This is a genomic window from Pauljensenia sp. UMB0895 (assembly GCF_030218905.1).
GTDB lineage: Bacteria > Actinomycetota > Actinomycetes > Actinomycetales > Actinomycetaceae > Pauljensenia > Pauljensenia turicensis_A.
Window position 1 is genome coordinate 232,918 of the sequence record NZ_JASOQR010000012.1, and the last position, 14,880, is coordinate 247,797.

General features: G+C 55.2%; 8 protein-coding genes. 5 read left to right on the forward strand and 3 right to left on the reverse strand.

Annotated features, from left to right (window positions below; all coding sequences use genetic code 11):
- Positions 1-30: 30 nt before the first annotated feature.
- From QP503_RS05625 to QP503_RS05635, 3 genes are all read left to right on the forward strand, one after another.
- A complete protein-coding gene (locus tag QP503_RS05625; RefSeq protein ID WP_006681139.1) occupies positions 31-1,509 on the forward strand; it encodes a class I adenylate-forming enzyme family protein in 1,479 nt (492 codons plus the stop codon).
- A gap of 173 nt (positions 1,510-1,682) precedes the next feature.
- On the forward strand, positions 1,683-3,077 hold the full coding sequence (locus QP503_RS05630; protein WP_006681140.1) for an NAD(P)/FAD-dependent oxidoreductase: 1,395 nt from the start codon (positions 1,683-1,685) through the stop codon (positions 3,075-3,077).
- A 629-nt stretch (positions 3,078-3,706) separates the two neighbouring features.
- A complete protein-coding gene (locus tag QP503_RS05635; protein WP_006681141.1) occupies positions 3,707-5,251 on the forward strand; it encodes a hypothetical protein in 1,545 nt (514 codons plus the stop codon).
- A gap of 125 nt (positions 5,252-5,376) precedes the next feature.
- Here QP503_RS05635 and QP503_RS05640 read toward each other — a convergent pair whose 3' ends face one another.
- Both QP503_RS05640 and QP503_RS05645 read right to left on the reverse strand, forming a co-directional pair.
- Positions 5,377-5,991: a cation efflux transmembrane domain-containing protein gene (locus tag QP503_RS05640; RefSeq protein ID WP_006681142.1), complete on the reverse strand. Its 615-nt coding sequence runs from the start codon at positions 5,989-5,991 to the stop codon at positions 5,377-5,379.
- A 254-nt stretch (positions 5,992-6,245) separates the two neighbouring features.
- Complete coding sequence (locus tag QP503_RS05645) at positions 6,246-8,963, reverse strand: Cna B-type domain-containing protein (protein WP_103632567.1); 2,718 nt, start codon at positions 8,961-8,963, stop codon at positions 6,246-6,248.
- 414 nt (positions 8,964-9,377) lie between these two features.
- Here QP503_RS05645 and QP503_RS05650 point away from each other — a divergent pair, with 414 nt between their 5' ends.
- A complete protein-coding gene (locus QP503_RS05650; RefSeq protein ID WP_285069720.1) occupies positions 9,378-12,215 on the forward strand; it encodes a Cna B-type domain-containing protein in 2,838 nt (945 codons plus the stop codon).
- Between the two features lie 182 nt (positions 12,216-12,397).
- On the opposite strand, the gene QP503_RS05655 is transcribed toward QP503_RS05650, so the two are convergent.
- On the reverse strand, positions 12,398-13,234 hold the full coding sequence (locus tag QP503_RS05655; RefSeq protein WP_103632566.1) for an ADP-ribosylglycohydrolase family protein: 837 nt from the start codon (positions 13,232-13,234) through the stop codon (positions 12,398-12,400).
- A gap of 216 nt (positions 13,235-13,450) precedes the next feature.
- Between QP503_RS05655 and QP503_RS05660 the strand changes: the two genes are divergently transcribed.
- Entirely contained in the window at positions 13,451-14,878 is a 1,428-nt protein-coding gene (locus QP503_RS05660) for a purine-cytosine permease family protein (RefSeq protein WP_285069714.1), read from the forward strand.
- Positions 14,879-14,880 lie beyond the last annotated feature (2 nt).

A 14,880-nucleotide genomic window follows, 5' to 3' on the forward strand; every position in this document is an offset into this window, starting at 1 on the left:
ACTCCGGATTATTCACCGGCCCGAGTTTTGATGCGTGCTGGGCGTCAGCACCCGAACCGCATGTCGATCATTTGGCCGGACAACAGCGTGTGGACCGTCGCCGAAAGCGCCGACGCGGTGCGCCGTGTGGCAGCATATTTGCGCTCGCTCGACATTGGCGAGGGTGACCGTGTCGTGTTTGCTGGCCGTAACAACGCTTGGGTTTTTGTTCTGCACGTTGCGTGCTCGTGGCTTCACGCTGTGACCGTTCCACTTTCGGAACGCCTACCGTTTACCGTCACGCAGTCGATTGTGGATTCGCTCGATCCAGCTCTCGTTTTGATCGACGAGGTCGCGCCCGCGTTGCAGCGTTCGGTCAGTGTGGGCGCGGAGTTTATGACGGTCGACGCTTTTGCTTCGAGCGCGCTGGGCTCCACGCCGATCGAAGGTGAGCCTCTGGCCTGCGCACACGAAACGGGTGCGATTGTCTTTACTTCGGGGTCGACAGGACGTACCCGAGGAGTTGAACTCTCTCACGCCCACATGTGGTGGGGCTCGATGTGTTTCCGCGATGGCTTCGAATATCTACCGGCACGCGATGTCGTGGGTGTGTGCGCGCCAATTTCGCATATCGGCGGCTTCAATGGCACGTCGATGGATGTCTTCAGCCACGGTGGAACGATCATCGTTTTCCCGACGTTTAACCCGACTGGCATCCTGCGTGCGATCGAAAAGCACCGCATCTCGATGATGTTTGCTGTCCCAGTCATGTGCCACATGTTGCTCGATACGAATGAGTCCGTCGGCGCAGATATTTCATCATGGGAGCGCCCGCTGATCGGCGGAGATGCGATGGGGCCGGCTTTGGCTGAGCGTCTGCGCAGCGCCGGCTTGCGACCGATCCACGTGTGGGGAATGACGGAAACTTCCGGGGCGGGAATGATGACCTCCCCCGATGCCGACGCCCCGGCGGGAGCATTGGGCCAACCTTTCCCCTACGTGGATGCGCGTCTGATGAACGCTGACGGTCACCTCGCCGGCGTGGGCGAGTTGGGCGAAATCGAGGTACGAGGCCCAGGCGTTTCAACCTCCTTCGTGACCAACGGGGAACGAGGCCTCGCACGCATGCATGACGATTGGCTGCGCACCGGCGACCTCGCCACACGCGATGAAAAAGGCTGGTATCACATCGTTGGTCGTGCCTCGCGAATGATTAACACGGGTGGCGAGCTTGTGGCTCCCGGGCGCATCGAAGAACTGCTACGCGGACTACCCCCTATCGCAAACGCCTGCGTTGTAGGTGTCAAGGATGATCGGTGGGGTCAGGTTGTTGCCGCGGCAATCGTTCGCGGACCGATCCCAAAAGAGCTGCGTGATGACGCCGACTTCGACGCATTGGAGATCGCTGACCTGATTAGTGATCAGTGTGCGCCGTGGGAACGAGTTCGCCGAGCGATCTGGGTTGATGCTCTCCCCCAACTGCCGAACGGAAAACCGGATATTCAGGCGACGCAACGTCTTTTTGACTAAACGATTGCTTTGCTCCGCGCCCTTGCTGGGGAATCGTTGATCAGGTGATCGCGGCCTCGTACATGAGCGAAAAGGACGTGGGCACTCTCACGCCCTCAAAGACGGATTGGGACTGTCACACCCACCGACTCAATTAGTAAGGTAAGCCTTACGTAATTAATGAGGAGGATCTGGTGCACCGCATCGTCATCATCGGCTCAGGTTTTGCTGGACTTGAAGTTGCGAAGAAGCTGAAGCACGCGAACGCTGAAATCACGATTCTAGCCAAGACCGGTCACCACCTATTCCAGCCCCTGCTCTATCAGGTCGCAACTGGCATCCTCTCCGAAGGCGACATTGCGCCAACGACGCGTGAGATCCTCAAGAAGCAGAAGAATGTTCGCGTTCTGCAGGCGCTCGTTGAAGACATCGACATTGAAAACAAAGTCGTTATTTGGCGTAACCACAACGAAAAACAGACGACTCCCTACGACACACTGATCCTTGCTGCCGGCGCTGGCCAGTCGTACTTCGGCAACGATCACTTCGCCGTGTTTGCTCCCGGCATGAAGACGATCGATGACGCGCTCGAACTCCGTGCCCGCATCTTCGACTCGTTCGAGAAGGCTGAAATCGAATCCGACCCACATGAGATCGACCGTCTGCTCACGTTCGTTGTCGTTGGCGCAGGTCCAACCGGTGTTGAGATGGCTGGTCAGATCCGCGAAATGGCATCACACACGCTGGCAAAGGAGTTCCGCGCAATCGATCCGACAAAGGCTCGCGTCATCCTCGTTGACGGTGCCGATCGTCCTCTCCCCGTGTTCGGCGAAAAGCTCGGTGACGTGACGCGCCACGAGCTTGAAAAGCTCGGTGTCGAGGTGAAGACCCACGCATTTGTCACTGACCTTGACCGCGACACCGTCACTCTGAAGTTCAAGGACGGCTCAACCGAAACGATTCGTTCAAACTGCAAGGTGTGGGCTGCCGGCGTCCAGGCATCCGAGCTTGGCGCTGTTCTTCGTGACAAGGCCGATGCGGAGCTTGACCGCGCAGGTCGCGTCATTGTTGAAAAGAACCTCACTGTTCCCGGCCACCCGGAAATTTTTGTCCTCGGTGACATGATGAGTTTCCCGGGCGTGCCCGGCGTTGCTCAGGGAGCTATCCAGTCTGCTCGCTATGCAGCAAAGATTGTGGCTGCACGTCTTGCTGGCAAGCCGGAAACCACCGAGCCTTTCACGTACTTCGACAAGGGCTCAATGGCGACAATCGCCCGCTTCAAGGCGGTCGTGAAGATCGGCAAGATGCGCCTGACCGGCTTTATCGCCTGGGCGGCTTGGTGTTTCCTCCACCTGCTGTACATCGTCGGCTTCAAGTCGCAGATCGGCACCTTGGTCCACTGGTTCTTCTCATTCTTGTCGAATGCGCGTTCGCAACGCACGACGACAAACCAGCAGCTGGTTGGTCGCCTCGCCCTGGAACGTTTGGGCACCGGTTCGTCCGGCAAGCTGGTCGCCGGCGAGGATCCCGTTCAGGAGATCATTGATGATGAAATGACCTTGTCGCACACCGAAGAATCGGCACATTGACACCGTCTAACTCAGCTGTGACCTCCGCGCACTAAACGAGAACCTCGTCCCAGTCGAAAGACGCATCGGCGCATTGGTGCATTGGTGAGCACCGTATCGTGGACGCCGATGCCTTTCATCACCTGGTAGCCGTCGAGTCGAACTCAGTATCGTTCAACCACCCAATAGATAGAGGTGGTAGCACCTATGCAGATGTCGGCGGATTGGCGACGCACCCACACGTAGATGAGGAACCGGTTCAGGTAGTAGCCCGCCGCCCGCAATGCCGTCCTGGTCCAGGCGCGTAGCTGGGCCTGATGGTGGTGACGATCTCGCCAGTGATGATGATGTGCCTGCCGTGGCCATCACCTCCACCGCCACACGCACAGACATTGCGAAGTGGATTTACCATTGGGCTGACTTTGAAACCTAGGTGATGCCGCACTACTAGACACCTCTGTCTAAAGACCTCTTCAAATAACTATCCCCGGAATGAACTGGATCCATTGGATCACTCGGGGGTAGTAAGTCAGTGGTATACATACGACACCGAATACGCCACATATCTTTTTAACTCTTGACTCTGGACGAATCAACCCTTTTCTTGATAGCGTCACTACTGTATTCTCATCTTCACTACAGGAGGATTCGTGAAAAATTGGTTACGTGCCACAACTGCTTTCGCAGGCGCGGCAGCACTGACACTGGGAGGTGCCGTTGCCGCTGTAGCAGCAAACAGTGTTGACGACGCCAGCCATGTCAAGAGCTTTGACGTTACTTGGAGTAACAACGTAAAACGGTACGACCCGAAGCTTGAAGGCACCACAGTTTACATGCCTCTGTACTGTGAGGTCTACGAATTCAAAAACGGTCAAGCAACCGGCGACCCGCTTGGCTACGAGTGGCCAATGCTCAAACTAACCGTTGGTAAAGATGAGCAGATTCCACTCAACGTGGACCCTAAGAATCCCCGAAACCCCAAGTACGAGGGTGTTGATAAGATCGGCGTTGACGACTGCTACCAATATCGTAACGGCAAGTACGGACCCAGCCAATTCACTTTTTCAACTGGATATAGTAATGGCGTGAAACAAGTCTATATGGACCAGCAGGCCAATACCGATTTCACGTTTAAGTTGGTTGAAGGCGAGTGGGATGGGGAAACCTATCTAGGTGAGATTCCCGACGGCAAGGCACCCACAATCACAATTGGGGTATCGCAGCATAAGGCCGGAGACGCAGTTACAGAAGATGGCCAAAAGGTTTACAAGCCCCTTATCACCAAGCGTGGCGACCCTGCTGCAAACAAGTATGTTTTCGCCGACGGGGAGTCTCATAGGCCCTCTGCCGAAATCATGCCAAGTCGTGAAGATACTCCTATTACTCGCGCTTCAATTGGCAATAGCCTGAACATGTTCTCTGGATATACGGGTCGTTACCAGTGGTACCAGTTGACCGCGTCAATTGATGATCCAGAAGAGGCTAAGCTCTTCCGCATTGAAAGCGTTGAAGGTAATGACCTTGACGGCTGGACTGTAAAGGTAAGCTCTGTTGTACGCAAGATTACCCCCGAAGCTCCGACCGTTGTAGATTCCAACAAGTGCGGAGTTGCTGGCACGGTCCAGGTTCCTGAATCCAAGTACTTTGACTACGAGCAGGTTCAGCAAGGCACCACTGTCTCGGTAGCGGCTCTACTGAAACAGGATTTTAAGGACAAGTTCGTGGTTGAGGGTGACACGCAGTGGGAGCTCAGCGTCGCTTCTCAGCCGTGCACAGTAGATCCAGCTGAAGAGTTGGCAACTCCTGTTGCTCCGAAGCTGATCAATCCGTCCGCTGCTGATCCTTCTTCTTGCACCGTCGAACCTTACGTGACGATCCAGAAGACCGAGGGCGTCGCCTACACCGTCACCGCAAACGGCGTTCAGCTGAAAGCTAACAAGGATGGCAACTACAACTACCCGTACAACTCGAAGGTAGAAGTTAAGGCCTCCGCTCTGGATGGTTACTTCTTCGCTGACGATGCTGTAGCCGAGTGGACCTGGGACAGCCACGATACTGCGATGGACCCAGCATGTAAGCCGGCTGAGCCAAAGAAGAAGATCGCTAAAACTGGTGCTGAGGTTGCTTCCCTCGTCGGCCTTTCCGCCGTACTGCTTCTTGCAGGTGGTGTGCTCACCGCACGCAAGTTCATGTAACCAACGAGCAACACGCAACCTGCCTACAGGCGAGTAGTTGCACAGAATCCCCGGAAGGGGAGCTGAGTGATCTCAGCTCCCCTTCCGGGGTTTGCTTTACCCATCTAGCCTAGGCTTATTCGCGCCTACTCATCATCGAGCTCAAGCTCCGGAGTTTCTGCACGAGCTTGCTCAAACACTTCTGCCGCAGCCGAGAGGTTGATGAAGCCGATAACAAGACCAACCGCGATGTCTGGCCAGGGGCTGAACCAGAACACCATGACAACGCCAGCGGCAAGGATCAAAAGGTTTGCGAGCACATCATTGCGGGCGGCCAGCCAGGCACCTCGCACTAATGCTGTATCGTGCTTACGCAGTTGCAGTAGTAGTAGCGCGCTGGCGAGGTTGATTAGCATTGCGATGATGGCGGTTACCGACAAGGTGAGTGGCTCCGGCGCCTCCCCGGAGATCATTTTCCATATCGCGGTGCCAAAAGCCGCAACTGCGGGAATGAGGATGAGGCCGGCCAGGCCGTAACTGGCTTTCCTCCTGCTTGCTACCGACCAGCCCAGGGCGGTGAGCACAAGCATGTTAATGAGGAAGTCTTCAAGGAAGTCGGCGGCATCTGCAAAGAGTGCGACTGAGCCAATGATTGAGGCGATCACCAGTTCAATGATGAAGCCGATGAGGTTTAGGATGGCAACCCAAGCAACGATTCGCCGGGCACGAGTGTCAAGATTCTTAGCGGTATACACGAGCATAGATTGTAGCTAATATCTTCAGATGCTTCGCGAGCCATCCTTTCCACCGTGATAGTTGTATTGGTGCGCGTTGGTTCCCTCTGACGGGGCACTAATCGAACGAAGTTAATGTGACCGGATAACGATAACAAAACACCTCCCGGGGATTAGCCGGAAGGTGAAATGTTGTGCATGAACTAGCTACCTAAATATTGAGGAAGCCAGTTGCTGTTAGCCGGGTAGGCCCGCAACTTAGCGGGCCTACCCGCACTTGCTTATGCGCGACGACGCTTGGATACAGCCCAGATTCCCGCAGCGAGCAAGGTCACGCCCACTACTGCCAGGCCTTGAACTGCTGCGCCGGTGCGAACCAACGGAGGTGGGGTGTCCTTGGTGTTAGTAACCACGTATCCCTCGGCTGCACTACCACTCATGGAGGGGGTGTAGCCAGGAACCTCTACCTCAACCACCGTATAAACGATCTCAGTCTTTTCACCATCAACCGTCACATACTTCGGTAGGTCGGTAAACGTCCCCTTCCAGCCATTCTCAGCAGTCAGTTCCACAGACTTATCCGTCTGTTGACCATCAGCCAACAAGTTGATAGTCACAGAACCCGGACGGTCAGCCTCCACATCACCAGACCACCGCTTCTCAACAGGTACCGAGGTAACTGGCGGAGCTTCCTTGGTGTTAGTAACCACGTACCCCTCGGCCGCACCACCGCTAATGGAGGAGGTGTAGCCAGGAACCTCTACTTCAACAACCGTGTATACGATCTCGGTCTTCTTACCGTTAACCGTCACATACTTCGGCAGGTCCTTGAAGGTTCCCTTCCAGCCATTCTCGGCAGTCAGTTCCACAGACTTATCCGTCTGTTGACCATCAGCCAACAAGTTGATAGTCACAGAACCCGGACGATCAGCCTCCACATCACCAGACCACCGCTTCTCAACATCGACCGACGTGGGAGGTTCGTTAACGATCTCGACCTCGATGGTCTTGTTTTCCTCGTTTTCTTTGATCACTGCGCCGTGAGACATGTAGCCATCGACTTGATGCTCAATGAAGGTCAGCGGGATCTTCTCGCCCGTCTTGGCATCAATGAGGGTGCTTGGATCGGGATAGTTGGCTAGCTCAGCCTTCCAACCATTCTCCTTCGTGAGTTCCACGGTCTGCAGCGTCTTGTCACCAAGTTTCACGTCCACCAAAATGCTCTCGGGGCGATCCTTGGGATCATCATTAGCCCACTTCTTAACCAACTTCAGTTCCCAAGGTTCAGGTTCGCCGAAGGTCAAAGTACCGTTGTTTGCGATACCTCCACCCGACATTCCTGTGCCGGTGGCTACGTTATCGGTGATCTTCACAGTGGCAAGAGTCTCTGCAATCGCCTTAGCGTCCTTAGTTGGCACCGACTTGAAGGCAATGTTGTTAGTAACTGTTTCGTTTGGTTTGATGGCAGTGTTGTCCCCATCTGCCGAGTAGCGTGGAACCTGGCTTTCAGCGGACCAGTTACTGTGAATATTGTATATGGAACCGTCCTGGAACCAAGCGCGGGGGCTTCCGCCGAGCATACGCTCAGTAACCTCGACCGCATGGCCCGCTACTGGCTTATCGAATTCGTGTTTGATAATGCTGGCGAAATCATCACCGGCACCGGCGAGTGTCCCCTTGACGACGTTAGGAGCCTCGTTATCAAAAATCGCTACGCCGCGCGTCACGTGCATAACGGTGGAACCCGTGGGGCAATTCCACACGCCACCACCTTGAGCGCTTGCAGGATGGTTACCAGCGCCTATCACGAAAACATCCTTGATTTTATTACCGCGTATAAGGCCGTTATAAATCGTCACCTCGGCCTTGGTGTCGTTGTACATCGCCCCGCCACCCCAAAAGCCTTGCGAGGTGTTGTCGCTCAGAATTGCAGCGTGGATCTCGGCTTTTGTAGTTCCACCGAACGAGATGCCTCCACCGGATTTTGCGGCCGTGTTAGAAGTAATGTCTGCGCCAGATATTTCAACCTTGGTATCATCCGCACTGATTGCCCCGCCGAAACCAGTGGATACGTTCTCTGTGAACGTTGCACCGCTGATGTCCAGCGTTCCTCCACTTTGATACAGGCCACCTCCAGAGCCTTTATACTCCCCGTTGTTGTTGCCTTGAACAACGACTCCACCTGATAGCGAAACATCACTATTGACAAAGGCAAGACCCGCACCTAACTCTGTGGTGTTCTCCTTAACGGTTCCTCCAGCGATATTCGCTGAGGTTCCCTCACCGTAAACCGCACCCCCGTAGCCATAGGACCGGGGGTGGCTGACAACGTTCCCGGTTAGTGTTCCACCCGTCATCTCGAAGGTTGGATGTCCGTCGTCTCGCGCCCAAAGGCCAATCGCGCCGCCGTAACGCAAACCGTTGTTACCGCTTACCGTTCCGCCTTCTACTCGCACGGTGCCGTTGTAGGCGGTGATTGGAGAGTATTTTTCTTTTTCTACCCCCGCCGGGAGAAGTTTGCCGGACTCATCTGAAACGTTGTTTCCGGAGAACTCAGCGTCTCCACTGATGGTAAACGTTCCGCCATTAACAAAAACGACCGGGCCGGTTACCGCAGTGTCGCGGATCGCGCCACCTACTAGGCTCATATCTCCAGCAACGCTAAACTGCGCGTTGGTGAAAGTCGGACCGGATAGGGTGAGCGTTCCACCCTCTTCTACCGAGAACAGCGGGGATCTCTTTCCGCTGATCTTTCCACTACCCGTGAAGGTGACTTGTTTCCCCGCGGGCACAACCAGCGGCTGAGCACCGTCCTCTACGGTGATTTCTGATGCGATTGACAGTTCTGTTGACTCGCCGTCACCAAGACCCTCTACCGCCGTAATAATGTCGTCCCAAGAAGTAATACCGGCTGCCTGAGCTACTCCCCCGGACAACCCGACTGTTGCCAGCACTGTGGCCAGCAAAATCCCGAATGACCGCACCCAAGGGCCTCTCATTATTTGCTCCTCTCATACGAGCGACCTCCGGTCTGCTCAACAACGGGCCAGATTACGCGCAACGTAACTTCGAGTCTTTCACATATGGGACTCAATTCCCAAGTCTTTTCGCGATCATTTGGCTTAGCGAGATTTCTTGTGTTTCCGGCCACTTTCACGCCGGGCGACATGCCGGATCGTATCTGACGATCCCCGCTAGGTGTTGGCTCGCGTTGTGATTATTTTGTCTACACAAAGTAGTATCTTGTTTCTTCGCGATTCCTCTGACAGTATGGCTTTAGTCCTACTAAGCTCTCCGGCCATTTTCCGAGGCTCTTCTCGCGCTCTAAAGAAAGAAGAAAAGTGAAAAGCACAAAGCGTTACAGTTTTCTCCCCGCCTTGTGGGCAGCATGTCTAACAGTATTTCTAGTGGTGATGGGCACCGGCCTTCCTCCGGTTGCCGAGGCCGCGCCAGAATCCCCGGACCGGCAGGTCCTCAAGTGCTATGAAGAGGGTCGGGTTCTGTACTGTGAGCCGGACCGCCTAGAAGAACTCATTGCGCAGGCTGGAACCACCCCGACCAGGATTGAAATTGGTAACGGTACCGAGACTCTGCTGACGAAGACTATTGTCATTCCCGCTGGCGCAGACATTGAGCTAGTGGACGCAGACATATCTCCGTGGTCATCAGAAAGCAAGATTATTCGTGATGACGGTGATTTCACCGGCAGCCTACTGAAGGTTGAAAAGGGCGCAAAACTCACCCTCTCTGATGGCACCGGAAAAGGCGAGGGCATCACTATCGACTCGCGCGCACAATACGACAATGTTGTGACGGGCTCCAGCTTCTCACCCACGATTCTTGTGGAGGGCGAACTGGTGATGAACGCGGGCACCGTTACTGGTGCGCGGAAGCTGAGTGGCTTCTATCAAGGTGCTGTCACGGCGCAGGGCGAAGAATCTAAATTCATTATGAATGGTGGAACGATCACCGATAATCACCGCCTGAAAAACAACCCCGGAAGCGTTCAGCGTGGCGCAGGTAACGTTGCATTGAATTCCGGCGCCACGATGGTTATGAACGGTGGCGAGATCTCCAAGGGCGAAACAGATACATCGGCGGGCGCTTACGGTGAAGTAGGCGGAATTGGCGTCTTTAACGGTGCCCACCTAACAATCAACGGTGGCAAAGTCACGCAAAACACGGGGTGGATTGGGAATATTAATGTGTTCTCCTGGATCTGGGATTGCCCAGCGCGTGATGAAGACACGACGTCAACGCGAGCAACGTTCGAATTCAATGACGGTGAGATCTCAGAAGGTGATGCAAGCTTTGGTGGCGGTGGCATAAACATCTTCGGAAATGCCGACGTCACGATGAACGGTGGCACCATCGAAAACAACCATGCGGGCAACGGCGGCGGCGTAAATGCTATGGACCTGTTCGTGTGGGGCGCGGCTGGCACTTGGCAGGAAGTTGCCGGGGACGGTTTCAACTGCACCAAGGCTAAATACGGCGAACCGAATACGGAAGCCTGGACCAAACTTTCCCCCGGCGGCTTCACTATGAATGGCGGTAGCATTATCGGCAACAGTGCTTCCCGCACAGGTGGCGGCGTAAACGTGGTTTCCAACGGTGTACACCTTAACGCAGGTACGATCGAGGGAAATACTGCTAGCCAACAGGGTGGCGGTATCTACGTTGCAACCAAGTCGTACACCGCCCATTTCAAGGACACCCTCATCACCAAGAACAGCGCAACCGACGGAGGCTGGGTTGCAGTCGGCGGCGGTGTTTGGCTCTGCCCCACAGGGAGCATGCTGATACACGTCACGAACGGCGTAGCGGTATTCGATAACGAATCCCCAACGACTGCTACCGATCATCACTGGGGCGATGACATTGCGCATGATGCCTATGGAGGCTCCACTTCCGCACGCATGCTTATCGATTCGCACATGCTAGGTGGCGGCGAACCTACCCTGTATAAGGATGGCGGATTCAATCAGCCTCGTTTCGATGCCGAGAATCCTGGTAAGAAGCAGGTGTTCGATGGTGAGGAGAGGGAATCCGACGAAACCAGTGATTATCGGACCTCGCTTCACAACGCGGGCCTCAAGACCATTACTGACCAGAACGCGAAGAATAACGCGAACTCCTGGGCAAGGTTGATTATCACGAAGAACCAGTCTCCGCGCGGTGGCGGTATTGGCTCAAACGGTGGACTTGAGTTTGGAACCCCAGAAAAGACCGAGGTAAAGGTTTCCAAGGCGTGGAAGGACTCTAAGGGCAACGACCTTGTTGACGAAGCTTCTAAGGTTGCTGTCAAGGTGCAGCTGGTGGGATCAGTTGGCGGTGAGAAGTTCTACATTGGCCAGCCGGCAGAGCTCAATGCTGACAACAAGTGGACGCATACGTTCAAGGACCTGCCCAAGACCAAGACCGTCAAAGGTGAGCAGGTAGAGGTCACGTACTCGGTTGAAGAGCAGGGCGTTGACGGAGCCAACACAGTTAAATTGGAGGGCACCGCGCAGGACGGCCTGAAGATCACTGCCCCACTAGCGATGTCACCTGTAAACGTGCAGCTCCTGCAATCTACCGACGGCATTAACACGAGCCCCGTGGGTGATCCAGTAGTGCTAGATGAGACGAATGACTGGACACATACCTTCGAAGGACTACCAACCACGAAGACCACTGGGGACGAGGATTCCGAGAACACCGAGGAACTCAATATCTCCTACTCCGTCAAGGAGCTGGGCGTGAGCGGATTTACCATCAAGGTAGAAGGTGATACAGAGGAAGGCTTCACTGTCACGAACACCCAGGTACCTCAACCCACGCATGTGGATGTGACCAAGGTGTGGAAGGACAATAAGGGTAACGATCTTGACGCGGGTTCAACAAAACCGGTTAAGGTCCAGCTGACCAGAACAATCAATGAGGAAACCAACCCGGTTGGTGACCCTGTCGAACTAAACGCTGAAAACGAATGGAAGCACACGTTCACAGATCTGCCTCGGTTCATGATCATCGACGGCAAGCGCGCAAGAGTCACTTACGCCGTTGAAGAGCTCCCCGTTGACGGCTTCACCTCTACGGTTTCGGGCGATGCGAAGGATGGCTTCACCATCACTAACGTGAAGAACCCGCCGACGGAGAAGCCACGCAAACCGATGCCACGCACTGGTGCTGAGATTGGCTCGGCTATTGTCCTCGCACTTGCCCTGCTTGGTGGTGGCGTAGTGCTAGTAAGGCGCAACCGGGAATAACACACCACATGCGTCGCCCAATAAACCGGGTAGCGCATAGCCCGTAATAGTTTGGCCGGCCACTTCAAGTGAAGTGACCGGCCAAACTCATTTAAGGAACGTTGCGCATAATCTTTGCTCTACTCCCCGTACAGCGCAAGGCTCGGCAGTACCGTGACGGCGCGTAATGGAAGCAGGCTCGCCTAGAGCTCGGCTAGACCAGCCTCGTAGGCAATCACATACCCGCGAAGGTCTTGGGGAAGGTATTCGAGGGCGGTATCGGACATCAATCGCATTTGGGGATCTACTCCCCCGTTGTGCTTGTAATACGCCCAGGCGATCGAACCGGTGATGGCCCCCATGGTGTCGGCGTCACCACCCAGCCAGATGGTGTTTCGGATTGCCTGCTCAAAGCTTTCCGATTCGAGGAACGCCTGGATCGCCTGCGGCACGGTTTCCTGGCAGGATTCGTAAAATCCGTAGGTGGGTTTGATTTGTTCGATGGTGAAGTCGAGGTCGTAGAAGTTTTCGCGAATGTAGCCTGCTATCTCCTGCTGTGTTTTACCTGTTTGCGCTAGGTAGATCGCGGCAGCTACAGCCTGCGCGCCTTTAATCCCTTCGGGATGATTGTGTGTGACTTCCGCACTGGCCTTCGCTAAATACAAAGCCTCTTCAAGGCTGGTGGCAAGTTCTGCCGCTGCACACACCCGCATCGCACTACCGTTGCCCCACGAGTTGTAAGGCTCTGGATTCTCTTCGCTTAGCCACATCCCAAAACTGCCGCCGTATGCGCCTTTCGGGTCTGGAAACCTGCGCCCCATCGTTTGCATGTGCGATACGAGGAGGTCGTGCAGGTTCTGCTCCGATCTGGTTCGCTCATCGAGTGCCTGGTAGTCCTTGATGGCCATGGCAACCGCGATGGTCATCAAGGAGTCATCAGTGAAGTCCGCTGCTTGAGGAAACAGCTCAAAGTCGTAGGTATCAACGGGCTGGAACTCATAGTCTGAGCCCACAATGTCACCAATAATCGCGCCAATCATTCTCTGCTCCCTGTTCAACTATTGTTGCCGCGGATAGGCATTCTGCATCCAGCTTCGGCAACTATCTTTCGCTTTGCAATCCACTCTATTTCTTTAGGGACGGCGTTAAACCAGAAATCGCTTTACAGCAAGTTGAATCGGCCTAGGCGGTTCTATAAACTCGAGATCGGATCCTAACCCAGTTCGGCTGGGCACCTTGAAAACTAAGGAGACAATTTGTCAGATCCAGCGGCTCTTGAAACCTCTTCAGGTATCGATCAACAGGGCATTGATCTCGTGCCACCACATCGTCGGCACGGAAAAGCTATCGACTTATTCTTCCTCTGGGCCGGCACAACCACGAACATCTTCACCGTCTCTTACGGCGCGCTGCTGGTGATTCTTTTCGGCCTCAGTTTCTGGCAGGCTATCGCGGCGATCGTCGTCGGCAACCTCATCGCCTACCCACTGTTGGCGCTGGCCTCGTTGCAGGGCCCCAAGACCGGCACGACCAACATGACGATCAGCCGCTCTAGCCTGGGTCCTCGAGGCGGACGAGCAAATGGCCTGTTCTCGTGGCTGATGTTGCTCGGCTTCGAAGCTGCCGGTCTGGTGCTCGTTTATTACGCGATTGCCGCGCTACTAGGCATTTTCGGCGTCGATATCTCGGGCGTTACGCAGGTCGCGGGCATCGTGGTGCTCGGCCTTATCCAAATGCTGCTGCCGCTGATCGGCTACAACTTCCTGATGGCAGCGCAGAAATTCGCCACGATCATTTTCGCCTGCGCGTTCGTAATCCTGGCAGTACTGATCCTGCCCAAGGTAAACATCGCGACGGGTGAAGTAGGCGCCGACATCAACGCGATGATTAGCGCGATCAGTCTAGTAGTGGTCTCCGGCGGCCTGAGTTGGGCATGCTCCGGCTCGAACTTCTCACGATATTTGCCCGAAGAAACCAGCCCGTTATCGGTTGGCACCTGGGCCGCGCTGGGCGGTTTCGTGCCGTACCTCTTGCTGCAGAGCCTAGGCGCCGCCATGGCTACGGTCGCAGTCGGCCCCGACGTTGACCTCTCCGACCCGCTAGCCGTTCCCGCGATCTTGCCTGCGGGGTTCTCTGTGCCGTTTCTACTTCTAGTGGGCTTCGGCCTGATGGTACAAAACGGCACCAACCTTTATTCGTCGTCACTCAACCTGCAGACCGCCGGCATCCCGGCAAAGCGCCCGGTGGTTGTCGTCACTGACTCGATCATTTGCATCTTGATCACTATCTTCGCGGTCGCCCAGTCGTCGTTCTACGCGCTGCTGAGTGCCTTCGTCGGTTCGCTGAGCGTCTGGCTAGCACCTTGGATCACGATCTATCTCGTCGATTGGGTCATGAGACGTGGCAATTACGATCTGGCTGGCTTGATGAACGACAAGGGCGGGGTCTACTGGGGCGTCGGGGGCGTGAAGCTGCCCGGATTCGTCTCACTGATTGCCGGAATGATCGGTTCCGCGCTATTTGCCAACACCGGATATTTCATCGGCCCGATTGCAGCTGCGATCTCGCCGCAACACCCGGAATATGCCCCTGACTTGGCGATTCCCGCCGGGATAGTGGTCAGCGGCGTCCTGTTCATAGCACTCACAATCACCAATAAAAAGAAGAACTTAGGGATCGCGTGACC

Excerpts from the sequence above, each read along its gene's own strand:
- QP503_RS05650 (WP_285069720.1), top strand. The coding sequence starts at position 9,378 with ATGGGCACCGGCCTTCCTCCGGTTGCCGAGGCCGCGCCAGAATCCCCG.
- QP503_RS05640 (WP_006681142.1), bottom strand. The coding sequence starts at position 5,991 with ATGCTCGTGTATACCGCTAAGAATCTTGACACTCGTGCCCGGCGAATC.
- QP503_RS05655 (WP_103632566.1), bottom strand. The coding sequence starts at position 13,234 with ATGATTGGCGCGATTATTGGTGACATTGTGGGCTCAGACTATGAGTTC.
- QP503_RS05625 (WP_006681139.1), top strand. The coding sequence starts at position 31 with ATGCGTGCTGGGCGTCAGCACCCGAACCGCATGTCGATCATTTGGCCG.
- QP503_RS05645 (WP_103632567.1), bottom strand. The coding sequence starts at position 8,963 with ATGAGAGGCCCTTGGGTGCGGTCATTCGGGATTTTGCTGGCCACAGTG.